20 protein-coding genes and 2 pseudogenes are annotated in these 25,519 nt (G+C 64.0%); 12 read left to right on the top strand and 10 right to left on the bottom strand.

Features of this window, described 5'->3' with window-relative positions; all coding sequences use genetic code 11:
• Nucleotides 1-19: 19 nt before the first annotated feature.
• On the bottom strand, nt 20-1,081 hold the full coding sequence (locus tag RKE50_RS05215; RefSeq protein ID WP_350034953.1) for a 3-deoxy-7-phosphoheptulonate synthase: 1,062 nt from the start codon (nt 1,079-1,081) through the stop codon (nt 20-22).
• Between the two features lie 87 nt (nt 1,082-1,168).
• On the opposite strand from RKE50_RS05215, the gene RKE50_RS05210 reads away from it, so the two are divergent.
• From RKE50_RS05210 to RKE50_RS05200, 3 genes are read left to right on the top strand one after another with little or no spacing between them, the layout of a single operon-like run.
• Nucleotides 1,169-2,623, top strand: a complete 1,455-nt coding sequence (locus RKE50_RS05210) for a GumC family protein (RefSeq protein WP_350034952.1) — start codon at nt 1,169-1,171, stop codon at nt 2,621-2,623.
• A 49-nt stretch (nt 2,624-2,672) separates the two neighbouring features.
• The gene (locus RKE50_RS05205) at nt 2,673-3,839 is read left to right on the top strand and encodes a phosphoglycerate dehydrogenase (RefSeq protein WP_350034951.1); all 1,167 of its coding nucleotides are present in this window, start codon (nt 2,673-2,675) and stop codon (nt 3,837-3,839) included.
• 4 nt (nt 3,840-3,843) lie between these two features.
• Nucleotides 3,844-4,281 carry a GNAT family N-acetyltransferase gene (locus RKE50_RS05200; protein WP_350034949.1) on the top strand — a complete coding sequence of 146 codons (438 nt, stop codon included), beginning with the start codon at nt 3,844-3,846 and terminating at the stop codon, nt 4,279-4,281.
• A 20-nt stretch (nt 4,282-4,301) separates the two neighbouring features.
• Here RKE50_RS05200 and RKE50_RS05195 read toward each other — a convergent pair whose 3' ends face one another.
• Entirely contained in the window at nt 4,302-4,760 is a 459-nt protein-coding gene (locus RKE50_RS05195) for a hypothetical protein (protein WP_350034947.1), read from the bottom strand.
• A 125-nt stretch (nt 4,761-4,885) separates the two neighbouring features.
• Between RKE50_RS05195 and RKE50_RS05190 the strand changes: the two genes are divergently transcribed.
• The gene (locus tag RKE50_RS05190) at nt 4,886-5,440 is read left to right on the top strand and encodes a high-potential iron-sulfur protein (RefSeq protein ID WP_350034946.1); all 555 of its coding nucleotides are present in this window, start codon (nt 4,886-4,888) and stop codon (nt 5,438-5,440) included.
• Nucleotides 5,441-5,546: 106 nt separating this feature from the next.
• Here RKE50_RS05190 and RKE50_RS05185 read toward each other — a convergent pair whose 3' ends face one another.
• Nucleotides 5,547-6,185 carry a hypothetical protein gene (locus RKE50_RS05185; protein WP_350034944.1) on the bottom strand — a complete coding sequence of 213 codons (639 nt, stop codon included), beginning with the start codon at nt 6,183-6,185 and terminating at the stop codon, nt 5,547-5,549.
• Between the two features lie 122 nt (nt 6,186-6,307).
• Here RKE50_RS05185 and RKE50_RS05180 point away from each other — a divergent pair, with 122 nt between their 5' ends.
• Together RKE50_RS05180 and RKE50_RS05175 are read left to right on the top strand one after the other, a co-directional pair.
• Nucleotides 6,308-8,371, top strand: a complete 2,064-nt coding sequence (locus RKE50_RS05180; protein WP_350034942.1) for a S9 family peptidase — start codon at nt 6,308-6,310, stop codon at nt 8,369-8,371.
• Nucleotides 8,368-8,982 carry a DNA-3-methyladenine glycosylase family protein gene (locus tag RKE50_RS05175; RefSeq protein WP_350034941.1) on the top strand — a complete coding sequence of 205 codons (615 nt, stop codon included), beginning with the start codon at nt 8,368-8,370 and terminating at the stop codon, nt 8,980-8,982. Before RKE50_RS05180 ends, RKE50_RS05175 begins: the two co-directional genes overlap by 4 nt.
• Nucleotides 8,983-9,017: 35 nt before the next feature.
• Here the strand turns inward: RKE50_RS05175 and RKE50_RS05170 are convergent, their stop codons facing one another.
• On the bottom strand, nt 9,018-9,191 hold the full coding sequence (locus tag RKE50_RS05170) for a Txe/YoeB family addiction module toxin (RefSeq protein WP_350036480.1): 174 nt from the start codon (nt 9,189-9,191) through the stop codon (nt 9,018-9,020).
• A gap of 369 nt (nt 9,192-9,560) precedes the next feature.
• Between RKE50_RS05170 and RKE50_RS05165 the strand changes: the two are divergent.
• Nucleotides 9,561-9,704, top strand: a pseudogene (locus RKE50_RS05165) (GMP synthase (glutamine-hydrolyzing)); the annotation flags it as partial.
• Between the two features lie 8 nt (nt 9,705-9,712).
• Here RKE50_RS05165 and RKE50_RS05160 read toward each other — a convergent pair.
• A complete protein-coding gene (locus RKE50_RS05160; protein ID WP_350034939.1) occupies nt 9,713-11,104 on the bottom strand; it encodes an amidohydrolase family protein in 1,392 nt (463 codons plus the stop codon).
• Nucleotides 11,105-11,914: 810 nt separating this feature from the next.
• Between RKE50_RS05160 and RKE50_RS05155 the strand changes: the two genes are divergently transcribed.
• Complete coding sequence (locus RKE50_RS05155) at nt 11,915-14,023, top strand: TonB-dependent receptor (protein WP_350034937.1); 2,109 nt, start codon at nt 11,915-11,917, stop codon at nt 14,021-14,023.
• A gap of 242 nt (nt 14,024-14,265) precedes the next feature.
• Here RKE50_RS05155 and RKE50_RS05150 read toward each other — a convergent pair.
• Together RKE50_RS05150 and RKE50_RS05145 are read right to left on the bottom strand one after the other, a co-directional pair.
• A pseudogene (locus tag RKE50_RS05150) lies at nt 14,266-15,226 on the bottom strand (integrase core domain-containing protein).
• 274 nt (nt 15,227-15,500) lie between these two features.
• Nucleotides 15,501-15,980, bottom strand: coding sequence for a DUF952 domain-containing protein (locus RKE50_RS05145; RefSeq protein WP_350034936.1), 480 nt, complete (start codon nt 15,978-15,980; stop codon nt 15,501-15,503).
• A 24-nt stretch (nt 15,981-16,004) separates the two neighbouring features.
• On the opposite strand from RKE50_RS05145, the gene RKE50_RS05140 reads away from it, so the two are divergent.
• Complete coding sequence (locus RKE50_RS05140) at nt 16,005-16,298, top strand: DUF6435 family protein (protein WP_350034935.1); 294 nt, start codon at nt 16,005-16,007, stop codon at nt 16,296-16,298.
• 6 nt (nt 16,299-16,304) lie between these two features.
• Here RKE50_RS05140 and RKE50_RS05135 read toward each other — a convergent pair whose 3' ends face one another.
• Complete coding sequence (locus RKE50_RS05135; RefSeq protein ID WP_350034933.1) at nt 16,305-18,686, bottom strand: TonB-dependent receptor; 2,382 nt, start codon at nt 18,684-18,686, stop codon at nt 16,305-16,307.
• A gap of 26 nt (nt 18,687-18,712) precedes the next feature.
• Nucleotides 18,713-19,882: a saccharopine dehydrogenase family protein gene (locus RKE50_RS05130; protein ID WP_350034931.1), complete on the bottom strand. Its 1,170-nt coding sequence runs from the start codon at nt 19,880-19,882 to the stop codon at nt 18,713-18,715.
• A 134-nt stretch (nt 19,883-20,016) separates the two neighbouring features.
• Here RKE50_RS05130 and RKE50_RS05125 point away from each other — a divergent pair, with 134 nt between their 5' ends.
• The 3 genes from RKE50_RS05125 to RKE50_RS05115 all read left to right on the top strand — a co-directional run bounded on the left by RKE50_RS05125 (nt 20,017) and on the right by RKE50_RS05115 (nt 23,788).
• Nucleotides 20,017-21,717, top strand: a complete 1,701-nt coding sequence (locus RKE50_RS05125) for an amidohydrolase (RefSeq protein WP_350034930.1) — start codon at nt 20,017-20,019, stop codon at nt 21,715-21,717.
• 79 nt (nt 21,718-21,796) lie between these two features.
• Entirely contained in the window at nt 21,797-22,714 is a 918-nt protein-coding gene (locus RKE50_RS05120; RefSeq protein WP_350034929.1) for a phosphorylase family protein, read from the top strand.
• A 45-nt stretch (nt 22,715-22,759) separates the two neighbouring features.
• Nucleotides 22,760-23,788 (top strand): proline racemase family protein, encoded by a 1,029-nt coding sequence (locus RKE50_RS05115; RefSeq protein ID WP_350034928.1) that lies wholly within the window; start codon nt 22,760-22,762, stop codon nt 23,786-23,788.
• Between the two features lie 4 nt (nt 23,789-23,792).
• Here the strand turns inward: RKE50_RS05115 and RKE50_RS05110 are convergent, their stop codons facing one another.
• Entirely contained in the window at nt 23,793-25,481 is a 1,689-nt protein-coding gene (locus RKE50_RS05110) for a class I SAM-dependent methyltransferase (RefSeq protein WP_350034927.1), read from the bottom strand.
• Nucleotides 25,482-25,519: the final 38 nt, after the last annotated feature.

Here is a 25,519-nt window from a genome sequence, read left to right as displayed (position 1 = left end):
TCGTGCCCCGGTGAGGGCCCTACTCCAACCCGCCCCGGCGCAGCTGCACGGCCTGCGCGAGTTCCCGGAGCACGCTTTCGGTGTCTTCCCAGGCCATGCATGGGTCCGTGATGCTCTGGCCGTAGGTGAGCGGCTGACCCGGCTGCACGTCCTGGCGGCCCTCGACGAGGTTGCTCTCGAGCATGACGCCGAAAATCGCCGTGGAGCCCCGCGCGACCTGCGTGGCGATATCGCAGGCCACGTCCACCTGCCGGGCGGGGATCTTGCGGCTGTTGGCGTGGCTGGCGTCGATCATGATCCGCGCGGGCAGGCCCGCCTTGCCGAGCAGCGCGGCCGCGTCGTCCACGGAGAACATGTCGTAGTTGGGGTGCTTGCCGCCGCGGAGAATCACGTGGCAGTCGGCGTTGCCCGCGGTCTGGAAGATCGCCGAGTGCCCCTGCTTGGTCACGGAGAGAAAATGATGTGGCTGCGAGGCCGAGCGGATCGCGTCGACGGCCACCTGCACGTCGCCGTCGGTCGCGTTCTTGAAGCCCACGGGGCAGGACAGGCCGGAAGCCAGTTCCCGGTGCGTCTGGCTCTCCGTCGTGCGCGCACCGATCGCCCCCCAGGCCACCAGGTCCGCCACGTACTGCGGGCTGATCAGGTCCAGGTACTCCGTGCCCGCCGGCAGGCCCATCTCCGCGAGGTCCGCCAGCAGCTGCCGGGCCAGGCGCAGGCCCTTGTTGATCTGGAAGGTGTTGTTGAGGTCCGGGTCGTTGATCAGGCCCTTCCAGCCGACGGTGGTGCGCGGTTTCTCGAAGTACACGCGCATGACGATGCACAAGTCCTCGCGCAGTTCGTCCGCCAGCGCCTTGAGCCCCGCCGCGTACTCCCGCGCGGCCACCGGGTCGTGGATGGAGCACGGTCCCACCACCACGACCAGCCGGTCGTCCTTGCCCGCGAGCACCTCGTGGATCTCGCGGCGGGCCCACGCCACCGTGTCGGCGGCGGCATCGGTGAGGGGGATTTCATTGACGAGGGTCTCCGGCGCAACCAGTTCGGTCGTGCCCTGGATACGCAGGTCGTCGGTGGCGGCTTTCATGGCTGGACTCGATCGGACAAAACAACAAGCGGCGCAATATAGCATGTTATGCTGCGGCCACGGTTCCCTTCGAGGATTGAGCAGGCAATGGCAGCGACGCGTGCGCAGGTCGAGCGGCTGGAGCGGCCGGGCGGCTTCTCCGCCGGCGGCATGGACGGCGGCGACCGGGGACGGCCACGGCTTTTCCTGCTCATCTTCCTGGCCGTGCTCCTGGCCGGGCTGGGCTATACCTTCCTGCAGCCGTCGCTCTACCGCAGCAGCGCCAGCGTGCTCATGAGCGCCCTCCGCGCCCTCGACGCGCCGGCGGCGGTGGAAGACGCGCAGAACGTCGCCATCCAGCGCCGGGTGCTCACCGGCGACGAGATCATGGCGGCGCTGGCCGCGGAGCTCGAGGCCCGTGGCAGCGCGGTCAGTACCGCGGCGCTGCGCGCCATGCTCAGCGTCGAGGCGGTGCCGGAGACAAACCTGGTCGAGCTGGCGGCCACCGGCTCCGAGCCGGGTCTGCTGCCGCAGGTCGTCGACAGCTGGATCGACGTGTACAGCGCGGCCCGCGCCCGCGACGTCGGCGACAGCAAGGCCAGCAGCATGGCCCGCGTCGAGGAGGAACTGGATGCCCTGGACCAGCGCATCGCCGAGGCGAGGAGCGCCCTCGCCGCCTTCCGCGCCGACAACGACATCGTGTCGGTGGAGCGGGAGGAAAACGCGGTGATGAGCCGCCTCGACGGCCTCAACGAAGCGCTTCGGGAAGCCGAGGCCGAGGAGGTGCGCAGCAAGGCCTACCTCGCCACGGTCCGCGAGGCCATCGCGGCGGACCGCCTGGTGATGCCGGAAGCTCAGCGCGCCGAACTCGAGACCCTGGAGGAAGAGCGCGACGAGCTGCGTACCGAGCTGCTGGTGCTGCGCAAGCGCTACACACCCGAGTACATCGAGCGCGACGCCACCCTGCGCCAGGTACCGCGCCGCCTCGAACAGGTGCAGACGGAGATCGCCGAGCTCATGGACCGCGGGCGCCAGCTCGAGCTGGCGAGCGCACAGCGCGCCTACGACACGGCCCGGGCCGCGGTGCGCGAGCTGGAAACGCGCTTTGCCGAGCACCGCGCGGCGGTGGCCGCGTTCAACGAGACCTACGCCACGCACGCGGCGCTGCAGGCGGATATCGAGCGCCTCGAAGAGCTGAAGCGCGAGACGCGGGCGCGGCTGGTGCAGCTGGACGTGCGCCGAGTCGACAAGTACCCCGAGGTTTCAGTCATCGCCGAACCGTCCCCGGTGAGCACGCGCATCGGGCCCGACTACTGGCTCCTCGCCGGCCTCAGTCTGGCGGCGGCACTGCTGGCGGGAATAGGCGGCGTCTGGCTGCGCAGCTTCCTGTCTCCACAGCAGGCGCAGCCGGCCTACGTCACCCTGTCCGGTGTGCACTTCTACCCGCCGGAGCGCGACGGCGAGCTGCCCTACCGCGACGAGGCGGACCCGCGCCTGGCGCAGCCGCAGGCGGGACGCCTGGGGCGGCGCGACGAGGGCGAGGACGGGCGAACCGAGCAGTGATCGCACTCGCGATCGCCTTAAAGGCAGTGCAGAAGGAGCGCTGACAGGGATGTTCAAAATCCGCACCTACAACCAGCTCTCGGTGAAGGGCCTTAACCGCTTCGACCGCGAGCACTACGAGGTGGCGAGCGAGCTGCCGCACCCGGACGCCTTCCTGCTGCGCAGCCACGACCTGCATGAAGAGGCCTTCCCGGACACCCTGAAGGCCATCGCCCGCGCCGGCGCCGGGGTCAACAACATTCCGCTGGATCGCTGCAACGAGCAGGGCATCGTGGTGTTCAACGCACCGGGGGCGAACGCCAACGCGGTGAAGGAACTCGTCCTCGCCGGCATGCTGCTCGGTTCCCGGGACATCTACCAGGGCATGCAGTTCGTGGACGGCCTCGCCCCGCGCGACGACCTCGACGCCTACCTGGAGAAGGAAAAAAAGCGCTTCGCAGGTACGGAACTCATGGGCAAGACCCTCGGCGTGGTGGGCCTCGGCAACATCGGCTCGCTGGTGGCCAACATGGGCCTCGCCCTCGGCATGAAGGTCGTGGGCTACGACCCGGCGATCAGCGTGGAGGCGGCTTGGCGGCTCTCCTCCGACGTGCAGAAGATGGACAACCTCTCCAGCGTCTTCGCCCACGCAGACTATGTGAGCCTGCATCTACCTGTGCTCGAAAGCACCCGCGGGCTGATCGGCGAGGGCATGCTCGCCGGCGCGCGGGACGGCCTGGTGCTGCTTAACTTTGCCCGCGGCGAGATCGTCGACCTGGCGGCGGTACTGCGCGGGCTCGATGCGGGCAAGCTTCACCGCTACGTCACGGACTTTCCCTCGAGTGAGACCCTCGGCCACCCGAAGGTACTGCACACTCCGCACATCGGCGCCAGCACCGGCGAGGCGGAGGACAACTGCGCCGTCATGGCCGCGGACCAGCTCATGGACTTCCTCGAGAACGGCAACATCCGCAATTCGGTGAACTTCCCGGCCATTGCCCTGCCCCGCTCTACCCCCGTGCGCCTGACCATCAGCAACCGCAACGTGCCGCGGGTGCTGAACCAGATCACCGCGGTGATCGCCGAGCACGCGATCAATATCGTCGACATGCTCAACCAGAGCCGGGAAGCGGTGGCCTATAACATCATCGACCTCGCTGAGTGCCCGGGCGAGGATTCCCTCGCGGCCCTCGACGCCATCGACGAGGTCATCAACCTGCGGCTGCTCGGCGCCTGACGCCGTGAACCGGGCGGCACTGTGCCGGGCAACGGCGGCACACCTCGACCTGTTGCTGCCGCTTGTCGAGGAATTCTGCGCCGTCGACGAGCACCCCTACGATGAGGCCCGCGTCCGTCGGGCCGTCGGCCCGCTTCTCGCCGATGACAGCCTGGGCGTTATCTGGCTCATCGGCGACCCGCCCGGTGGCTACGCCGTGCTCACCTGGAGCTACAGCCTCGAGTCCGGCGGCCGGGACGCCCTCCTCGACGAGATCTATCTCCGTGAGCGCGGCCGGGGCCTGGGCAGCGCGGCGCTCGCCGCCATTTACGACGACCTTCGCGCCCGCGGCATCACCCGCATCTTCCTGGAAACGGAGGAGCACAACGCTCGGGCGCGACGTTTCTATGCCCGCAACGGCTTCGTGGTAGAGCCCTCCACCTGGATGGCTGCAGACCTGTAGGCAAGGCGCCGACTACCCGGCTACACGTCGCCCGCCGTGTTCAGCGCCATGGCGATCTTGCGGTTGATCGCCTCGAGCTGGCGAACCAGGTCCGCGATGGTCGCCTCGGCCTCGGGTGCGAGCGTCTTGTGCTGCAGGTCGGAAAGGACTTCGAGGGCCAGGTTGTTGGCGTCGAGAGTCCAGTTGAAGACGCTCTCATGGTCTGAGGCTGACGGCCCCGGCCCGAGTTCCGGCCGGTACTGCAGGTAGCGCTCGAGCAGCGCCGGGGAGCCGCGCTCGGCCAGCCCCTCTAGCCCCTCGAGAAGATGCCGCTGGCGCTCGCAGGCCCAGTCGACCATGGCCGAGTAGCGGTCGCCGTCGCCCGGGCCTGAGCCTCCCTGCTCGCGGTGCTCTAGCGCCGACAGCGCCCGGCGGCTGTTAGCCGCCAGCTCCTCCAGCAGCTCGCCGAAGGTCAGGAACGTATCACGGGTGGTGGCCATAAAGTCCTCCTATCGGACCAGTGTAGGCGTTTGTCACCCACCTCGACAAAGCCCGTTCATCCTCGCAACTCTGGCCTGCGTCTACTACGTTTATGGAATACCCCAAGAGAACGGAGGGAAACACCATGCGTAAGGAGACACCCGGCAAGGTAACAAGCACACTCGATCGCCGGCGTGCGCTGGCTCTTCTTGGCGGCGGCGCGGCGGCCGTCTCCATCCTCGGCCTCAATGGCTGTGGCGGCGATGACAACGCGCCGCGCCCCGAGCTGATCAAGCCCGAGCCGGACGGCGAGCCCATGAAGCCGCCGACGCAGGCCGAGGCGGAGTCGGTACAGGCGTCGAGCGACGACGCCATGGCCGACAGCGGCCAGGCCAGCGACATGGACAGCAGCATGGACAGTGGAGGCGACGAGGCGAAGGATGCCGCGTCCGACACCATCGCCAGCGACGGCATGCCGAAGGTCGACGAGGCCAGTGCAAAGGCGAAACAGCTCGCCTACGTGCACGACGCGTCCACCGTCTCACCCGGCGCGCAGCCTCGCTACGCGGAAGGCCAGCAGTGTGCGAACTGCGCACTCTACCAGGGTGGTAGCGCCGAATGGGGCGCGTGCCCGCTCTTCAACGGTCAGCAGGTCAAGCGCACCGGCTGGTGCAACGCCTACGCGCCGCGCGGGGCCTGATCGCCCCTCGTGTCCTGCCCCGGGGCCACCCGCCGTTGCCCTGAAGTAACTAAGCGGATGGTTCAGCCAGGCGGGCGGGCAGCACGGCCCGCCCGCCGGCGTGACCCTACTGCGGCGGCGCGGCGGCGCCGCCTTGCTGCTGCTGCATGATCTGCTGGGCCATGAGCTGGTACTCGGCCTGGGCACGCTGGAGTTCGGCGAGCAGCGTACGGACTTCCGGATCCTGCTCTTCCATGGCGGCAAGCACGCCCTCGTTGAGCGCGTTGCGCTTCGCCTTGAACTCGTCACCGTCCATGACCTGCTGCTGTGCTTCGCGCATTTCCCCCAGTTCGGCGCGCAGCGCCTGGCGGCTCTCCTGCTGCTCGCTGGCGCTGAGCGACGCGTTTTCGAGGTCCGCCTGCAGTTCCTCCACGCGCGCACGGCCCTCGGCCACGTCGTAGCCTGCGTCCTCCATGCCCGCTTCCACGTAATCCTGCAGCGCCTCGCGCTCGCTGGCGAGGTCGGGATTGTCGTCGATGGCCTGCTGCTGCAAAGCCATGAGCTCCTCGTTGAGCTCGTCCAGACGATCGCGCTTCTCCTGCAGCCGCTGCATGAGCACGGCCGCCTCGCTGCCGCTCGCCGCTCCCGGGGCACCGCCCGGCTTCATGGGCTGCGCCAGCGCCGTGGAGGCGCCGAGGGCGCCCACGACAGCGGCGAAGGCGCTGCCGCGCAAAAGAGTGGTCAGCACAGGTTTTACCTTGGGCATGGTGTCATTGCTCCCAGTAGAGTGAATCAGCCTGCCACGGTAACAGCCGCGCCGGGGGGGCTGTCAAAACGCCCCCCACGCCATGCTAGCATCGGCCCTCCATGCTGAACCGGAGCGGAAAGATGCCGTTGCACCTGCCCTACCGCCTTGCCTCCGCCTTCACCACCCTGGCCTTCGCCGGCGCGCTTGCCGGCGCCGCGGCGGTGCAGGCCGCGGAGCAGCCACCGTTCGCGTCCATGGACGTGTTCGCGCTGGAATGGGCTGCGGAGCCACAGGTCGCGCCCGACGGCGCGCAGGTGGTCTACCGCCGCATGGGCTTCGACGTGATGACCGACCAGCGCCGCGGCAACCTCTGGCTGGCGGGGGCTGATGGCAGCGGCCAGCAAAAGCTCACCAGCTTTGATGGCAACGAAAGCGGCGCTCGCTGGTCGCCGGACGGACGCCGCATCGCCTACGTACGCAGTGCCGGCGACAGGGACGGCGCTGAGATCTTCGTGCACTGGCTCGCGACGGGGCAGGACGCGCGCATCACGCAGCTGCCGGCAAGCCCGGACCACCTGCGCTGGAGCCCGGACGGCCGGCAGCTGGCCTTCGCCATGCAGGTCGATGCCGAGCCACCCGTCGTCAGCAAACAGAAACTGAACAAGCCCGAAGGCGCGGAATGGGCGGAGCCCGCCCGTATCACTGATCGCCTCTACCACGAGCGCGACGGCCAGGGTTACCTCGAGCCCGGTTTCTCCCACGTGTTCGTCGTCCCGGCCGATGGCGGCACCGCGCGACAGGTGACCAGCGGTGACTACCATCACCGCGCTCCGGCCTGGTCCGCCGATGGCAGCACCCTCTTCGTTACGGGCAACCGCAGCGACAACTGGGAATACGACTATCGCAACAGCGAGGTCTACGCCGTGGGCGTCGCCACCGGCGAGACCACCGCCATCACCAACATGCCGGGGCCGGACGTGGACCCGGCACCCTCCCCGGACGGGGAGTACCTTGCCTGGCTAGGCTTTAAGGACAAGGAAGTGGCCTACCAGGTCACGCGGCTGCGAGTGGCCAGGCCCGACGGCACCGGCGTGGTCGAGCTGCTCCCGGGCCTTGACCGCTCGATCAGTGCCATCGCCTGGGCGGCTGACTCGAGCGGCCTCTACGTGCAGTACGACGACCGCGGCCGCACGAAGATCGGCTTTACGACCCTCGCCGGGGACTTCACCGCCGTGGCCGACAACCTCGGTGGCGCCACCATCGGGCGGCCCTACGGCGGTGGCTCCTTCTCCGTTTCGCGCACCGGCGTGGTGGCCTACAACCTCACCCGGCCCGAACATCCCGGCGAGCTCGCGGTAGTGCGCGGCGACGATCTCACGCTGCTCACGGACCTGAACGGCGACCTGCTGCCGCACCGCACCCTGGGCGAAGTGGAAGAGTTCTGGTGGAAGAGTTCCCACGACGACCGCGAGATCCAGGGCTGGATCGTCAAGCCGCCGCACTTCGACCCCGAGAAACAGTACCCGCTGCTGGTGGAGAACCACGGCGGCCCCATCAGCAACTACGGTGAGCGCTTCTCGCCGGAGATCCAGCTCTACGCCGCCGCCGGCTACGTCGTGTTCTACCCCAACCCGCGGGGCAGTACCGGCTACGGTGAAGAATTCGCCAACCTCCTCTACCACAACTACCCGGGCGAGGATTACGACGACATCATGAGCGGTGTCGACGCCGTGATCGCCCAGGGCTACATCGACCCGGAGGAACTCTACGTCACCGGCGGCAGCGCCGGCGGCATCATGAGCGCCTGGATGATCGGAAAGAGCGACCGCTTCAAGAGCGCGGCGGTCATCAAGCCGGTGATGAACTGGTACAGCAAAACGCTGAACGCCGACAATTGGTTCAACTACTATCACGTGCGCTACCCGGGCACCCCCTGGACCAACCCCGACGACTACCTGAAGTTCTCGCCCATCTCGCTGGTGGGCAACGTCACCACGCCGACGCTGGTCATGGTGGGCTTAGACGATCTGCGCACCCCGCCCTCCCAGGCCAAGCAGCTGTACCACGCCCTCAAGTACCGCAAGGTGCCCACGGTGCTCGTGGAGCTTCCCGGCGCCTCGCACAACATCGCCAAACGGCCGAGCCAGCTGGTGGAGAAGGTGGGGCACATCCTCGCCTGGTTCGAGCGCGACCACGGACAGTGACCGCCCTCACCCGCGCCCGCCACCGAGCGGCAATCGAGGCGCTGGCGGCGGAGGATGCAGACCTCGCCGCCATCGTCGATCGCCACGGCCCGCCGGCCTTTCGCAGCCGGCCGGCGGGCTTCCCCACCCTGCTCTACATCATCCTCGAGCAGCAGGTCTCCCTGGCCTCGGCGAAAGCCACCTACGACAAGGTGCTTGCGCTGGTCGAGGAGCTGACGCCGGCAGCCTACCTCGCGCTCGGCGACGACACGCTGCGTGCCGCTGGCCTCAGCCGGCAGAAGCTTCGCTACACCCGCCTGGTAGCCGAGGCCATCGAGGCCGGCGACTTGCCGATCAACGGGCTCCAGCGCAAGCCGGACGACGAAGTACGTACCTTGCTCACGGCCATCACCGGGGTCGGCCACTGGACGGCAGACTGCTACCTGATGCTGGCCCTCAAGCGCCCGGACCTCTGGCCCGTGGGCGACCTGGCGCTGGTGAAGGCGGTGCAGGCGGTGAAGGGGCTGGCGGAACGGCCGGGGCCGGCGCGTCTTGAGGAACTGGGGGAGCGCTACCGGCCGTACCGGAGTGTGGCGACGCAGTTGTACTGGCATCACTATCTCAATGCCTGAACGGTACGTGCTATGTCGGCTTACTCACTGCCGGCTTATTCGTAGTGGCTCCAGAGGCGCAAAATCTTCACCGTGCGCTCTTCTTTGGGCACCTGGTAGACCAGCCGGTGCTGGATGTTGATCCGCCGCGAGTAGGCCCCCGAAAGGTCGCCCACCAATTTCTCGAAGGGCGGTGGTCTGCGGAAGGGATCCTCCGTGACGTGCCCCAGGTCTTGCGTTCACCGCCCTAAGCTTTTTGGAATGCCCCGGGTTCTGTGGACACATTTTGCCTACTCTATGGAATGCCCCAAGTTCTTGGACACGCCCAGTTGGTAATCTAACTCAGCAATGAGGCCAATGCCCGCGTTGCTGGTGATATCGCCGCCGGTGAAATCGGCTTCAACAACACGGCGTTTAAACGAATGGAAATCGGAGCGGAGTTTGGTGGCATTCTGTCACGGCGGAAGTTCTTGATGGTTAAGCTCTCGACACCCTTATTTTCAAGTTCTCTCCGCCATTCTTCTATCTCCCAAACACCCTCACTCGTGCAATATCCAGGCTGGAATGGAGCGGCTCATACCCAGAAATTTCTACCGGCCTCCGCGCGATGGGCGTAACCGCCCTACGAGCTGCTGGTGACCGTCTGCAACCGCATCATCAAGGAGATCAGCGGCGTCTCCCGGGACATCTACGACATCAGCTCGAGTCCGCCGGCAACGATCGAGTGGGGTGACGCAATGTGAGCCTAGACTCAGCGCCGCTGCGTTGATTCGAGAGCCTCGAGGCGCTCGTCCAGCTCCGCTCTGTTCATGATTCGACCACCTTGTATGACGGCGTGAATCTTGCGTGTGTTGCTAATGTCAGTTAGCGGGTTTGCATCCAGGATGACGAGATCCGCCCTGAAGCCTTGACTGACGACGCCCAGTTCCGCCTCTACGCCCGAGAAGCGCGCTGGATTCAGCGTCGCGGTGCGCAGCACATCGGGAATGCTCAACCCAGCCTCCACCAGACCGATGAGCTCGTCGTGCAACGAGAAACCCCAAGGTCCCATATCGGTTCCCGCGAGGAGGGGAACCCCGGCCTCGTGGAGAGCGCGGATATAGGCGTCCATCATCTCGAAGCCAGTTGCAGCGAATTCAAAGTCCTCTTCGCTGAAGTTACTCAGCCACGGTGTACCCGCACGGTCTTTCAGAATATCGCGCCATCGGGGTTGTATGAAGAGAGACTCCGGTCGCGCCAGGTAGGCCTGTACACGCGCTGACGGGGAAAAGAACAGCCGTGCGACCACCGTTGGGCAATGGTAAACGTCGAAGCTTGCGTTCAGCTTGGCCAGCTCGCTCATGCGGGCCTCGTCGATGTACTGCCACGCTAGCATCCGGGAACGTAGGTCTTTGCCCGGTTGTACCGGTGCGTCATTTTGCACCAGAAGTTGGATCGAACCTCGCAGGTGTTCTACTCCGATCTGGCCCCAGGCGAGGGCGTTCTCCAACCCGACTTCGATGGGAATGTGCCCAAGCACGGGTATGCCCAGACGCCGCCCCTCTTCGATGAGCCCGCGATAGGCGGGTACCGGCAAGTTGTTATAAACCTTTAAATAGTCAAAGCCAGCCTGGAATTGTGCTCTGGCTTCCTTTACTCCCTCTTCTTTCGTGGATATAAGCCGCCGTCCCTTCGTGGTCATTAGCCCTTCCATCCCCGGGGGTGGATGTCCTTCGACAATGGGTCCGGCGAGGAAAAGTCTGGGCCCCAGACGCTTTCCCAATTCTATATCGGCCCGCCACTTCAGGTGAACCGGCTCGCCCATGAGGCTTCGGGCACCAAGTACGCCGTTAAGCACCATGAGTTCCAGGTCCCGCGCTGTCTCAGGATGGACATGCATGTCCCAAAGGCCTGGAATAATGAACTTGCCGCTATAGTCAATTATTTCTTCTGGGGCTATCGCATCCCTCTTTTGCATCGAGGTGCCATGGTCGGTGATCTTCTGAATCTCGCCGTCTAGGATAAATATGTCCTGTTGTTCCTGTACACGGCCAATGACAACATCAATGACATTAACATTCGATAGAACGACAGATCCTGCGCGTGCGTCGAATGGGATGAAGAAAAAAATTACAAAGCAATAGATTATGCGAACCCGTTTCATGGCATGACTCCTTAGTAAGAGTGCTTTCTCTTTTTGGTCCAGCTTGCATCGCCGTTAGGGAAAGTCAGTGTTAGGTCACCAAATACTGTGATTTCGGCAGTTATTAGCCAGCCTACGAGTTTCTGGTGGCTCCGCTACTTTCTGTTGCAGCGGCTAGGACCATGGTGAATGCCCCAATACCAGCGCGGGCGTTGCTTCCGCGATCTTGCCGTCTAGATGCTGTGCTTGTTGAGTTCATCTAATAAACGCCCGGGTGAACGGTTTGTACACAGCCTCTCTAACGTTGTTTTTGTCACCATGCCCGCGCATACATGCTAGTTCAGAATGGTGCCTCTAAAATCTGACCCGAGGTGTTCCGCCTCTCTGCATTGCGTCTGCGACGGCGTGAATTGATAGGATCGCACGCCGTTGTGCTAGTTTTTTGATGGCAATGTGCTTAACTTCGCGCCGTCGGGATTAGCCGGAGTGAATGTTGTTTTATGAGCAAAGGCTTGGCGATGGGGTCAGGGCGATCAGGGTGAAAGATCAGGCTGCTTTAATGGAGGTTATGTTTTCTTCGACGTCACCACTCTGCTGTGATGCGAAGGTAAATGTTTATTGACGCATGTCTTTGGACCAGGGGTAGAGTTTAGGGAGACCTAATCCGCCGCTAGTCAATTCCAGACGCCTCTAGAATCGAGGCAGCGATGATTATCGCAAACCATTGGAGGGCGGGAGATGCAATATTTAATAGTCAAGGGTAGTTCGAAAAAAGCCAACCGTCGTTCAGGGAGGCCGCATGCTTCGAGGGCGCAACTAGTCCCTGCATTAATGATGGCCAGCGTCGGGAGCATTGAAGCGCTTGCCGCTGAGGCGCAGGGAGAGTCTCAAAGGCAGTTGGAGGAGGTAGTAGTTACCGCGCAGAAGCGGGAGCAGAACTTGAAGGACGTCCCAGTGAGTATTACGGCACTGGACATGAAGACCATTGAGGACTCGGGACTGACCGGCATTCAGGATCTGGCGCAAATGGCCCCAGGCCTTATTTTTGCAGAGTCGGTAGGGCGTCAGACTACGACGCCATCAATCCGTGGTGTTGCTCCCGCTTCCTTTGCGGATCCTACGGTCGCTGTAATGATTGATGGCTATACAAGCGGGTTTCAGCGACAGGGCAATAATGCAACCCTGGTGGAGCTTGAACGGATCGAGATACTGCGTGGACCTCAGGCGACCTTGTATGGCAGGAATGCTATTGGCGGTGTGATAAACTACATTACACGCAAGCCTGACGATGAACTTCGTGCTAGCCTTCGAGTTGATGCGGCTACGCGAAACAATTATACAGGGCAAGGCTATGTCAGTGGCCCCATTCTGGAGGGTATAGTTTACGGCGGGTTGGCGGCAGGATATCGTGACTCTGGAGGTTTTCTCGACAATGCCTTCACAGGCGAGAGCGACGTAAATGATGAGAAGGATTTGAACGGCCGCCTGAGTCTTAGATTTACACCTTCAGATCTTTTGAATATAAATTTCTCGCTTGATTATAACGAAGCGGAAGATGCCGCTGGAGATCCTCGTTACGCATATCATGAGCTGTACGCTTCGGGTGCCCCTCCCTCAGCGTTCGATCTGGGCGCCGGGAAAGTTAATTTGAATGACTTCGGCCAGACGATTAGCCAGGATTTTCTTGGCGGTTTCGACCGTGAAGAAACTACAGCGGTGTTGAACATTGAATACGATCTTGGCTGGGCGACGTTAACGAGCATTACCGGCGCTTCGAATCAAGAAACAAGTGTTCGGACCGGTATATCGAGACTCCAGACATCAGCTTTCGATTTTGATGTGATCTGGAATATCGAGACAGTTAGTCAGGAGTTACGTCTTGCATCCGACTCGGATGGAAGCTTGCAATGGATGATAGGTGCCTACTACTTTGACAATGAAAGGGAGCGCTTCCTGCTGCTTGACTTTGACGATGGCGAAGGTTTTGTCGACTGGGCGAATTCCCTGGACGAAGTAGAGAATCGTGCCCTTTTTGGTAATCTGGAATACGCGATTACTGATGATATATCCGTTATGTTGGGGTTGCGTTATGACACCGAGGACAGGACTCAGTCAGACTTGTTTGCAGGTACTTCGGTTTCATCGAGTGTTGACGAAGTACTTCCAAGCATATCAATGACCTACCAGCCCAATTATGAAATGACGTTTTACGGGACGGTTTCGCGCGGTTATCACGCGGGTGGGCCCAACCCCTTGGACGCAGTAGCGGTTGGTGCGCCGGACTCATTTGAACCCGAATTTGTTACCAATTACGAAATAGGGCTCAAAGGCACATCACGTTCCAACTCAGTTAGTTACGAAATGGCCCTCTTCTTTATGGATTGGGAAGATCAACAACTGTTTACCGAGTTTGATGTTTTTGCCAACCGATTTGTCGTCAACGCGGGTGAGTCTTCGATCTATGGCATTGAAGCCTCTTCAAGAGTTCAACTGACACAGTATCTTTCCCTTACCGCTGCATTGTCTTATCTCAATGCGGAGTATGAGGAGTTCTTCAACCCTATTGATGCTTTGCCCTTTGCACTTAACCCCGACCTTTCAGGCAACGATCTTCCCTATGCGCCGGACTTTTCAATGAGTGCAAGCGCACAATATGTTGCCCCGGTGGGAGATAGCGGGTGGGACCTCAGGTTCAGAGCTGACTTTGCTCATGTTGGCGAGCAAGCCTTTGATTCCACAAATATCTTTATTGCAGACTCCTATTCTCTTTTGGATCTCTACCTCGGCATACAGAATGAGCGATATGAACTTGGCCTGTTTGGCACTAACGTTACCGATGAGGAGTATCTGACGGGTGGGTCTGTGAGTGCGACACTGCCTCCCTTTGCAACAATAGGGGACCCGTCGATTTGGGGAGTGCGCTTGAGGGTGCGAATGTAGCGCGCCTTCGATGTAGAGTGAAGAGGTGGGCTGACGACCTTGCGGCCGTCGCAGGAGACACCGATAGCGAGGTAGACCGCCTTGTTGCGCACCATCCCCTTACTGCTCAGGCGCCCGCGGTAGTTGCCCTGGCCGTCGTACAGCTTCGGGGCCTGGGTGGCGTGGGGTTGTTCGCCGATTGGTTGCTGTAGGTGACCGTACCCCTGCATTTGAGCAGGGCTGAATCTGGGAAGTTGAAGATATCAGGCAGCCTCCGTGGCGAACACCGCTGGAGGTTTCTTGCCCAGTGACCGATGCGGTCTCTCGTAGTTGTAGTGATGACGCTAGGCGTCGATTGTTAAGTTGGCATCTTCCAGACTGGTGAACCAGTTCAGGTTCAGGCAGTACTCACGGAACTTGCCGTTTAACGATTCAACGAACGCGTTCTGAGTCGGCTTACGAGGCTGAATGAAGTGCAGCTTAACGCCGGTGCGTTGCGACCAGAAGAACATGGCCTTGCTGGTCAGCTCCGGCCCATTGTCCATGACGATGCGCGCGGGCAGCCGTCGACGCTCTGCCAGCTGATCAAGCTCGCGTGCCAATCTGGCGCCGCTGATCGAGAACTCGACAACCTGATGAACCAGCTCGCGGCTGTAGTCATCGACGATGTTGAAGACGCGAAATCGGCGGCTGTTTGCTAGTCACAGTAGATTCGGTACGTGCGCTTGTGGTTCTTCACGTGTCCATCGGGCCTGAGCATGCCGTGTAAGGTCGGACAGCCAGACTTGGGGTACTTCTCGGCAAGCTCCTTGAGCTCGCGGCGCAGGGAGACATCATCGCGGCCTTGTAGCGGTCGCCATATCTCTGAACGGCTGAAGCCAACAATGCGGCAAGGGCGTCGCTCGCTCACATTACGGCTCTTGAGATGTTCCACAGCTCGTCGCCGCTGGCGAGCCGTTACCACTTTCCCTCGATGACTTCCTTCATCGCCGATTTATCCAGTTCGGCTTCAGCCAGGAGGCGCTTCAGACGGGCGTTCTCTTGTTCCAGCTCTCGGAGGCGCTTGGCCTCTGAGACCTCCATGCCGCCGTACTTAAACTTCCAGCGGTAGAGCGTGTTCTCGGCAATGCCGTATTCGCGGGCCACATCGACCATGGTGCGCCCGGCCTCATGCTGCTTCAGGATCGAGATGATCTGTTCTTCGGTGTAGCGCTTGCGCTTCATATCGGGATCTCCTTATCGATACGATAGACGGAAATCCCACATCCTGCATGGCTCGAATTACGGGGGTACGGTCACATGCATAGCGTAGTGGGTGCGGCCGGTGGGTAAATGCTGGATGGGTACACACGTCGCATTTTCGCGCGGGTTTTGTCGGGGTGTCGCGGGGAGTGGGTGGTTTTGTCTCGGTGGTGGTTCTTCCTAGAGTCAGTCGCGGCGAGGACGCCGCTCCCACAGGGCGCTGTTCCCATGGGCGGCGCTTCAGCGGTGAGGGCTATCAGTCAGTAACGCCCGGGACGGCCAGGAAGGTGCCGTCGTCGGCGCGCTCGACCGGGAGCACTTCCACTACCGCAGCCGGGCGGATGCCGCCGAGAATGTGCGGGAAGAGTTCGTCGTCGGAGCCCTCGAACTCGGGCTCGATGTCGCCGACCGGGGCGGTGCCCTCCCAGATGGTCTCGACGTCGGTATCGGCCAGGCTCTCCTCGGTCATGCGCAGGCAGTACCACTGCCCTTTCACGTACTTGTAGAAATGGTTGGCGACGTTCATCAGTGCCGCCGGGTTCGCCGTGGCGTGGGTGAAGCCGTCCGCCTCGTAGGTCGGCGGATAATAGGTGCCATCGCTCTCTACCACCGGTTCCCAGAGCCGGGCCTGGACGAGGTGGTACACGTAGGGATAGTCGGGTTTCAGCGGTGCTTCCTCTGCTGTAACGGCAAACGGCACGAGCAGTGTGGCAAGCAGGGTCAGGGCTTTCAACATGGTCGCGCTCCGGAGGACGGCGAGGTGGCGGGCAGTCTCATCATCGCAGCGATGCCTGCAGGGTGCCAGCAAAACGGCAATCCCGTTGCCCCGGGCGTGCGTAGAGAATGGCGAATAACCTGCTTTCGAGGTGGCACCGTGTTCGGTCTGTTCAAGCAATCCCCCACAAAGAAGCTCAAAGAAGAACACAAGGCACTCCTTGAAAAAGCCTTTCATGCACAGCGCAACGGTGATATCCGCGGGTATTCCACGCTCACCGCAGAGGCCGAGGCCGTACGCGCAAAGATCGACCAGCTGGAAGGCGAGCAGAGCCGCTAGCAAGCGCTACCAGGCCCGCTCCAGGATCAGTCCGAACTGCGGGAAGGGGCTGGCGTCCTCGTCGATCTGCTCGCCGCTGATCGGGTTGAATTCCAGCGGCGCCCCTCGGTCTGCGCCGTAGACGTTGATCACGTCCAGGAAGAACACCACGTCCGTGCCGGCAAAGCGGCGCCGGTAGTCGACGCGCACGTTGAGGGACTGGTAGTCGCCGAGGGTGGTGGCGTTCGTCTGGGTGATTTCCTTCGAGGCGCGGGTGAGGCCGAATTCCGGCGGCAGCACGTCGCGGTGGATGATGAAGCGGTCCCCGGGGCGGCCGCTGCCCCACTTCCAGCGCGCGGCTAACTGCATGTGGTCCGTCACTTCCCAGCGTGCGCCCAGCGTGGCGAAGTGTTCGCGGCTGAAGTCCGGCGTGTAGCTGCCCCGGCCGTCGTTGTCGTCCTGGCTGGCGTCGTTCCAGGAGTAGGTAAAGTCGGCGGACCAGCCATTGCCGAAGGCCCGCTGCAACACTAGGTCGACGCCGCGGTTATCGCCCTCCCCAGCGTTCAGCGCCACGGCGGTGGCGCGGCTCTGGTCCACCACCAGGTCGTCGAGCTCCTGGTAGTAGGCCTCGATCATCAGGTGCCAGCTGTCGCCCAGGTCGTAGTCGAAGCCCAGGCTGACGTGGGCGATCTCCTCGTTCGCGAGGTCGAAGTTCACCGGGTCCGCCGCGCGGGTGAGGAAGCGCGGGGATTCATAGAACAGACCACTGGTGAAAGAAAAGCGCAGGTCCGGCGTCGCGTTGTAGCCCGCCGAGAAGCGCGGCGCCGTGTAGGTCTCCTCCGAGAAGTCATCGCGGTCCACGCGCAGGCCGGGGCGGAACTCGAAGGCACCCACGTCGAACACCTGCTCCACGTAGGCCGAGAGGTTGGTGCCGGTTTCAGCGAAGCGGGCCTCGATGAACTCTGGCAGCCACACGATGTACTGCTGCCCGGGCGGGCGCGGGTCGTCGCTCTCGTAGACGTAGCGCACCCAGGGGCCGTCGAGTTTCGTTTCGAAGTCCGCGTCCTGGCGCACCACGCGCAGGCCGGCAGAGAACTCGCCGAAGCGGTTGAAGGTGGTGAAGTCGCTGCGCCAGCCGAGTTCTTCTTCCTTCTCGAAGATGGCAAAGATGTCCTCCCGGACAGGGAAGATACCCGGATCATCACCGGTAGGCGGAAGGTCCGGGAAGGCCTCGCCCTGGGAGGATTCCTTGTCGCTCGTGCGCAGGTAAAGCCGGTTCGTCCACTCACCGCTGTCGCCGACCAGGCGGCGCCAGGTCACGCCGAAGAGCGAGAGGTCCTGCTCTGCGCGGATCAGCGAGGTGTCGTCGAAGTCCTCGTCCTCGGCGACGTTACCGAGGTCGCGCGTGTAGTCCTCCGGCGCGTGGATGACGAGAAACTGCAGCTCGTCGCGGTCCGTGAGTTGCGTGGTCGTCTTAAGGATGATGTCGGTCACCTTCGGGGTACCGATGTCTTCCTCGCCGATGAGCTCGAAGACGTTGCCGAAGTCGAAGCGGCGCGCCGTGAAGAACACGGAGGTATCGTCGTCGATGCCCGAAGGGCCGTCGTAGGTGAACTCCGCGCCGGCGATATCCAGGCGCAGGCTGGTGACCGGGGTCAGGCCGCCTTCCGCCAGTTCCAGGCGCAGCAGCGACCCGGCGCGGCCGCCGTAGGCGGCCCCCCAGCCGCCGGGGGAGAACTCCGCACCGGCCACGGAGTTGGGCGCGAAGATGGAGAAACGGCCGCCACCGGCGATGTCGTCCTCTTCACCGATGGTCTGGTCGAAATGCACGACCTTGTCGAGGGGGAAGTCGTCGACGAAGATCAGGTTGTTGCGCGGCCCGCGGCCGCGCACCGTGAAGCCGGCAAAGGCGCCGTCGGAGGCGAGCCCGGGCAGGCCGTCGAGGGCGCGCATGACGTCCGGGCCCGCGCCCACGGCGTTGAACAATTCATCCCGGTTGCGGTAGCTGCTGCTCACCCCGTCCAGCTTGTCCGCCTGCCGCGCCCGGGCGACCACCAGCACTTCTTCGAGGACCGGGGCGGCCGTTGCCGCCAGCTCGGGAAGCTGCAGCTCCAGGGCAGAGACGCGCCGGGCAATCACGCGGAACACCGGCTCCTCGATCACCGCCCGGCCGTCAGCCCGCGCCTCCACGCGGTAGAAACCCTCCTCCAGCGCCTCGAAGCGGACCTCGCCATCGGCGTCCGAGCGCCCCGCCTCGGCGCGCCCCTCGCGGTCGGTCACGGTCACCTGCACGCCCGAGAGGGCGCGGCCCGATTCGGCGTCGACGGTGGTGACCGCCAGCCCGCCGGGCTCCGCCAGCGCAAGCGTCGGCAGCAGGGAGACGAGGACGAGCAAAGCGCGCAGTTTCATGACCAGGGCTCCGGGGTGGCTGTCGCTCATTCCATGCGGAAGGTGAGGCCGGCGTGGGCCTCGAGACGCTTGATCAGCTTCTGTCCCATGGCCGGCGCCGGCGTGTAGATGCCGCCGGGCAGGTCGCCGCACTCGCTGACCAGGCACACGGCACTCTCACTGATCATCTTCGATGTAGAGCCGTAGCCCGGGTCCATGTCGCCGCTGACCGAGGCGCGGATCTCCGCGCCGCCCGCGCTGGTGCCGACGAAGAGCACATCGTAGTTGCCCGCCTCGCGGGCTTCCTTCGACGGGCCCTCACCGGGCTTTGGCGCGTTGTCGCCGCCGAGGGGATCGGCCTTGGCCACGTACTCGGCGGCGGCCTTGCCCTGCTCGCCCGGGCCCGTGAGCATCATCTCGTCGTAGCGGAAGTCCTTGCCGTAGGGGTGACCCATGAGCGCGTTGGACCGATGGATGTTCTTGCTGTTGATGGTCGCCATGATGAACGGCGCTACCCACTGGCCCAGCACCTCATCCTCGAAGGGCTTGTTGTCCGCCGGCTGCTCGGGACCGCGGAAGCCGTCCGCCAGGCAGAAGGGATCAACCAGGGCCTGCAGCAGTTCCGGCTCGCCCTTGATGCGCTCCATGGTGGCGCCCAGGGACGCCGCCGTACCGCCGGAGAACTCACCGTTCATGGCCCGCACCCGGCCGCGCACCCGCGGGCAGGCGGCGCCGAACTTTTCCTGCGCGGCGTCCTGCAGGTAGAGCACGCCGAGGTCGAAGGGGATGGAATCGAAACCACAGCTGAAGACGATGCGCGCGCCGCTTGCTTTCGCTGCCCTGCCGTACGTTGTGATCATGTCGCGCATCCACAGCGGCTCACCGCAGAGGTCGACGTAGTCGGTGCCGAGCTCGGCGCAGGCGGCCACCAGGTCGCTGCCGTAGAGCTGGTAGGGGCCCACCGTGCTGATGATGCATCGCGTGCTGCCGGCCAGGGCCTCCAGCGAGGTCGGGTCACTGGCGTCGGCGGTGACCAGCGGCGTAGCAGCCGGCGCGCCGATCTCGTCGCGCACGGCGGCGAGCTTGTCGGCGTTGCGGCCGGCCATGGCCCAGCGCAGGCCGTGACCATCCTGCTGCGCGAGGTATTCGGCCACGAGGCGGCCGGTAAAGCCGGTAGCGCCGTAGATGACAATGTCGAAGTCCCGTTGCTGTGCCATGTGGTGGCTCTCCGTCTTCAGCTGAACATAGCCGCTTATTGTGACAGCCCGCGGCCGGCGCTCCCACCCTGGCATCGCCAAGGAGCGCGCCTGGCACTATGATCGGGATCTCGAACAGGAACAGGATTCAGCCCATGGCCTACCTCCCGCTGCGTCGCCGCGCCAGCCTTCTCTGCGCTGCCGCGGTTTTTGCCTCCACCCAGCTCGCGGCAGAGACCGCAGACACCATCTACCACGGCGGCACGATACTCACCATCGACGATGACAACCCGGTCGTCGAGGCCGTCGCGGTGGCGGATGGCCGCATCCTCAGCCTGGGCGCCGAGGCCGCCGTGCTGGCCACGGCGGACGGCGACACGCGGCGGGTCGATCTGGAGGGCCGAACGCTGCTGCCGGGCTTCGTGGACTCCCATGGCCATGCCTATCTCATCGGCCTGCAGGCCGTCAGCGCGAACCTGCTGCCGCCGCCGGACGGAAACGGCCGCGACATCCCTAACCTGCAAACCCTGCTGACAAACTGGGTGGAGGAAAACCCGGAGACCCTCGAGCAGTTCGGCTGGATCGTCGGCTTCGGCTACGACGACTCCCAGCTCGCCGAGCAGCGTCATCCCACGCGGCAGGAGCTGGACGCCGTCTCCACGGAGTACCCGGTGGTCATCATTCACCAGTCCGGGCACCTCGGGGTCGGCAACAGCAAGGCCCTTGCCCTCGCTGGCATCACCGCGGAGAGCGACGACCCGCCCGGTGGGGTTATCCGCCGCGAGGCGGGCTCCAGCGAGCCCAACGGGGTTCTCGAGGAAACCGGGTTCTTCCAGCTGCTGCTGCCCTTCATCGGCGGGCTGAGCGATGAGCTTCAGGACAGCCTGGTCGTAGCGGGAACGCGCTTCGCCGCCAGCTTTGGCTACACCACCGTGCAGGAAGGGCGCGCGATGCAGATGGGCCTCGATGCCATGCGCCGGGTCGCCGAACGCGGTGATCTCGCCGTAGATCTCGTGGCCTACCCGGACATGCTCGCCGTGCAGGACATCGCGCCCTCCCTGGCCTATCAGAACCGCTTTCGCGTCGGCGGGGTGAAGCTGACCATCGACGGCTCACCGCAGGGCAAGACGGCCTACCTGAGCCAGCCCTATTTCCACCCGCCTCACGGCCTGCCTGCCGACTACCGCGGCTATGGCGCCATCGATGAGGCCACCGCGATGGCCGCCGTGGAGAAAGCCTTCGCCAACGGCTGGCAGATCCTCTGCCACGCGAACGGCGACGCGGCCATCGACCAGTTCATCGAGGCCGTGCGCGCCGCGCGGGCAAAGTACCCCGATGTCGAGGTACGCCCGGTGCTGATCCACGGCCAGACGCTGCGCCTCGACCAGGTCGACGACCTCAAGGCGCTGAAGATCTTCCCGTCCCTGTTCCCCATGCACACCTTCTACTGGGGCGACTGGCACCGGGAATCCGTGCTCGGGCCTGTGCGCGCCGACAACATCTCGCCCACCGGCTGGCTCCTCGAGCGCGACATGATGTTCGGCAGCCACCACGACGCGCCGGTCGCCCTGCCGGATTCCATGCGCGTGCTCTCGGCGACGGTCACGCGCCGCTCCCGCAGCGGCGATATCCTTGGCCCTGAACACCGTGTGCCGGTGGCCACGGCTCTGAAGGCGCTCACGATCTGGCCCGCCTGGCAACACTTCGAAGAGGATACGAAGGGCAGCATCGAGCCGGGCAAGCTGGCGGATTTCGTGATTCTCTCGGCCAACCCGCTCGAAGTGCCGGAAGACGCACTCGACGGGATCGTCATCGAGCAGACGATCAAGGAAGATCGGGTGATCTACCGGCGGTGACGCGGAGCCGGTGGCGCAGTGGCACGCATGGTGCTTCCTTGAGAGGCACCGTCGTTCAACCGCCCAGGAGGGCCAAACCATGCAATTCCTGCCGTCTCTGCGCACCATACTGGTGCTTTGCCAGCTATTCCTGCTGCTGGCCGTCCCCTGCCGGGCCGCGGCAGCGGAGGAAAAACCCCACATCGCCATCGTCGGCGGAACGTTCGTCAACGACGCCCTGCTGCTGCGCGAGGACGTACTCGGTGAACCTTTCACCGTGCAGACGAAGCTGGGGGAGTCACCACCGATCTACCCGGCGTCGGCCGGCGGGGTCGATTTCTACTACGTGCATTCCCACGGCAGCCCCGCCCTGCAGGCGGCCTGGGTGGCGCTCTACGACCTGGGCGTCACCGAGGTGATCGGCGGCGCCACCGCCGGCGGCATTACGCCATCGATGCAGCCCTACGACTACGTGGTTCCGCACGACTTCATCGACATGAACGTCGACCGTCCGCTCTCCTTCCCGCGCGAGATCTACCGCGATCCGGACAACATCCCCCTGCCTCGCGTGCTGCCGGCGATGGATCCGGATCTCCGCGCCATCCTTATCGAGGAGACGCGCAGGCGCATCCGCGCTACCGACGACTATAACGATATCGACCTGCACGAGGCGGGCGTGATCGTGCAGGCCCGCGGCGGCCGCTTCGAGACCGCGGCGGAGATTCAAATGTTCGCCCAGTGGGGCGGCGACGTGGTCACCATGAACGTGGGCACCGAGATCGCCTACGCGCGCATGCTCGGCATGAACTACGCCTGCCTCATCAACATCTCGAACCCGGCGGAGGGAGTCGCCCCGTGGGATTTTGCCGGGATGCCACCGCTCTACCGGCGCATCAACCCCCTGAGCGTCGATATCGTGCTCGCCGCCCTGCCCCGCATCGCGGCCCTGGCCGGCAAGGAGCGGGCGGGCGACTCGCTGATCTTCCACCCGGAGATGACGTCGAAGCCGGCCGAGTAATCACTGTGGGATAAACCGCCGGGAAAGCACGCAGGGCACCACAACATGCACAGCAGGCGCGTCATCCACGTAGTGGGCTGCCATGCAGGCGGCGAGGTCGGGGACGTGGTCGTCGGCGGCGTGGCGCCGCCGCCCGGAGACACCCTCTGGGAGCAGTCGCGCCACCTCGCCCGGGATACGCGCCTGAAAGACTTCCTGCTGAACGAACCGCGGGGCGGCGTATTCCGGCACGCAAACCTGCTGGTGCCCCCGCGGGACCCGCGCGCGCACATGGGCAATATCATCCTGGAGCCGGAGACGGTGCCGCCCATGTCCGGGTCCAACACCATCTGCGTCGCTACCGTGCTCCTGGAGACCGGCATCATCGGGATGACGGGGCCGGAGACACAACTGCTGCTGAAGATGCCGGGCGGCCTGGTCGAGGTAACGGCGGAGTGCCGGGATGGCCGGGTCACGGCGGTCCGCTTCGCCAACCTCCCCTCTTTCGCCGCCAGGCTGGACGCCCCGCTCGAGGTGCCCGGCCTCGGCTCCCTCAGCGTCGATATCGCCTTCGGCGGCGACAGCTTCGTGATCGCGGACGCCACCGCCCTGGGGTTCCGGCTGGTACCCGAAGAGGCACCGCGCCTGCGCGATGCCGGCATGACCATCGCCCGCGCGGCCGAAGCGCAGCTCGGCTTCCGCCACCCGGTGCTGGACGGCATGACCGGGATCACCTTCTGCCTGCTGCGCGGCCCGGTAAGCACCGCTGAGGATGGCATCCCCGTCAGCCGCCACGCGGTCACCATCCGCCCCGGCAAGCTGGACCGCTCACCCACCGGCACCGGCGTGTCCGCCCGCCTCGCGGTCATGCACGCCCGCGGCGAAATCGGCCTGGAAGCGCCGATCCGCTTCGAGTCGATCCTTGGCTCCGTTTTCGAGGGGCGCCTTCTCTCGGAGACCACCGTGGGCGATCAACCGGCCGTCATCCCGGAAATCAGCGGCCGCGCCTGGATCACCGAGACAAGGCAACTGCTGCTCGCCGACGACGACCCCTGGCCCACCGGGTACCGGGTGGCCGATACCTGGCCTCAGTGAGGGACTACTGATTCAGCGTCCACTCGGCAAGCTGCTGGTCGGCCTTGAGACGCGAACGTTGCAGCTGTACAGCGCCAAACAGATCCGCGAGGCTGGAAGATTCAGTCACGAGGGGCAGCGATGTCCTGGCCTCCAGCCAGAAGCGCGCTTGGTAGGGTGATGCCAGGTAGGCCTCCTGCCACCAGCAGATCACGCGGCTCTCTGCATCGCTCAACACCTGAGCGGCTGGTAGGCGATCTCGCTTTTTCCGGTTGACCGAAGCTCCGGTCGGCAAAAGGTTCCACAAGTCATTGTTGAACCACCTGGCCCAGGGAAAGCAGTGATCCATGTTGGCTCGTCCAATCCGCTGCCCGGTCCAGGTACAGCGAACCGGGTGCCCACCCTCCTTCAGGTCGATGTACCGATCCCAGGCAATTCGCGTATCCCGATGGGCTTCCTCCCACTGAAATACCCCGAAATCAGCAGCACGCGGCTCACCGACGTTCCACGCCATGTTCAAGTCCCGCCATTCATGGAGGATCGCGGGCTCGAGCCAACAGGCGTATTGACCGAGGGTCTGCCAGATCTGAGCCGGAATCCGGAGCTTCCCGAAGGTAGCCAAGTATTCCGGGGTAATCAGCAAATGCTCGTCTACGCGCGGCCGCCGCAGGCGATCGAACTCAAACACAGGATCACTCCGCCCCGGCCAGGTAATGAACCGGACAGGCATTGTCGTGATGTTCAGGCAGGCATCAGCGACAGCCTTGTTTACCAGTTTGGCTCGCTCGCCCGAGAAACCTGAACCAACGCGAAGGTCGTAGCCGGAAGTCTTGGCAAGCGCGTAGAAAGCATCCTTGGCGAAACCGTAACCGACTTTCCGGGCGGGGTGCTGGCGCAGGCTATGGTCAAGTAGCAGCGCTTTGTATTGTTTTATCCAGAAGAGCCCTACCGCCCCAAGAGGTATCTCTACCCAGTCATCGTTCGGCCTGGACGCCAGACCAGAGGCGCCCTCGGCAAGCCGGGTCAGTACCCTGAGCAACCCGAGCTTGTAGGAAGCTGCCTTGTTGTCGTTGACGATGATGTGCCGCAGCAGCGGCAGGCTACCGGTACCGTCATCCGCCAAAGTAAAGACAAGCGTTTCCCACTCGATACCCGAGCGGGTCTTGTCTGCGTCCCGGGTCCGCCGTGAGAGGACCAGCGCACGATTGCGCGCGAAGGCCAGCAGTTCCTCGCCGGAAACCTCGTGAAAGCCGCGCTCCCGGTTCTCCGCCTCGTCTTCGCCATGGCGCAGCGTGATCACCAGTGCGCCGCCCGGGCGCAGGCATTCGCTGAGCACGCGGAAGGCCCGCTCACGGGCCGTCGGCGGCAAATGCATCCAGACCGCCGAAACAAGAACGAGGTCGAAGCGGTGGCCCAGGCTGCGCACGCGAGCAAGTGCAGGCAGACGATCATCGAGCCAGCTGACCCGGGCGGGGCTGTGCTGCCGGGCGCGTTCCCGCATACCCCGGCTGGGCTCTACAGCGATAACCTCCCAGCCTTGCTCGGCCAGCCAGTTTGCGTCCCTGCCGCTACCCGCACCGACATCACAGGCAAGCCCCGGCGTCCGTCCGCCCAGCACAGCGTCTGTCCAACCGGCATGAACCTCACCCGGCGTCAGGGCTAGGTAGCGCTCGCTGAGGTTATCGGCGTTGCGGTCGTAGTAATTCACCGGCATGACTTTACGCCATGCCGAATTGGGCGACTATGGTGAAA

The organism is Pseudohaliea sp. (assembly GCF_040217025.1).
GTDB lineage: Bacteria > Pseudomonadota > Gammaproteobacteria > Pseudomonadales > Halieaceae > Pseudohaliea.
This window is presented reverse-complemented; position numbering and strand designations above follow the sequence as displayed.

Bases quoted from the DNA above. Each gene is read 5' to 3' on its own strand.
- RKE50_RS05180 (WP_350034942.1), top strand. From the start codon at position 6,308: ATGCCGTTGCACCTGCCCTACCGCCTTGCCTCCGCCTTCACCACCCTG.
- RKE50_RS05115 (WP_350034928.1), top strand. From the start codon at position 22,760: ATGCACAGCAGGCGCGTCATCCACGTAGTGGGCTGCCATGCAGGCGGC.
- RKE50_RS05210 (WP_350034952.1), top strand. From the start codon at position 1,169: ATGGCAGCGACGCGTGCGCAGGTCGAGCGGCTGGAGCGGCCGGGCGGC.
- RKE50_RS05185 (WP_350034944.1), bottom strand. From the start codon at position 6,185: ATGCCCAAGGTAAAACCTGTGCTGACCACTCTTTTGCGCGGCAGCGCC.
- RKE50_RS05205 (WP_350034951.1), top strand. From the start codon at position 2,673: ATGTTCAAAATCCGCACCTACAACCAGCTCTCGGTGAAGGGCCTTAAC.
- RKE50_RS05145 (WP_350034936.1), bottom strand. From the start codon at position 15,980: ATGTTGAAAGCCCTGACCCTGCTTGCCACACTGCTCGTGCCGTTTGCC.
- RKE50_RS05195 (WP_350034947.1), bottom strand. From the start codon at position 4,760: ATGGCCACCACCCGTGATACGTTCCTGACCTTCGGCGAGCTGCTGGAG.
- RKE50_RS05160 (WP_350034939.1), bottom strand. From the start codon at position 11,104: ATGAAACGGGTTCGCATAATCTATTGCTTTGTAATTTTTTTCTTCATC.
- RKE50_RS05155 (WP_350034937.1), top strand. From the start codon at position 11,915: ATGATGGCCAGCGTCGGGAGCATTGAAGCGCTTGCCGCTGAGGCGCAG.
- RKE50_RS05110 (WP_350034927.1), bottom strand. From the start codon at position 25,481: ATGCCGGTGAATTACTACGACCGCAACGCCGATAACCTCAGCGAGCGC.
- RKE50_RS05135 (WP_350034933.1), bottom strand. From the start codon at position 18,686: ATGAAACTGCGCGCTTTGCTCGTCCTCGTCTCCCTGCTGCCGACGCTT.
- RKE50_RS05125 (WP_350034930.1), top strand. From the start codon at position 20,017: ATGGCCTACCTCCCGCTGCGTCGCCGCGCCAGCCTTCTCTGCGCTGCC.
- RKE50_RS05190 (WP_350034946.1), top strand. From the start codon at position 4,886: ATGCGTAAGGAGACACCCGGCAAGGTAACAAGCACACTCGATCGCCGG.
- RKE50_RS05130 (WP_350034931.1), bottom strand. From the start codon at position 19,882: ATGGCACAGCAACGGGACTTCGACATTGTCATCTACGGCGCTACCGGC.
- RKE50_RS05120 (WP_350034929.1), top strand. From the start codon at position 21,797: ATGCAATTCCTGCCGTCTCTGCGCACCATACTGGTGCTTTGCCAGCTA.
- RKE50_RS05215 (WP_350034953.1), bottom strand. From the start codon at position 1,081: ATGAAAGCCGCCACCGACGACCTGCGTATCCAGGGCACGACCGAACTG.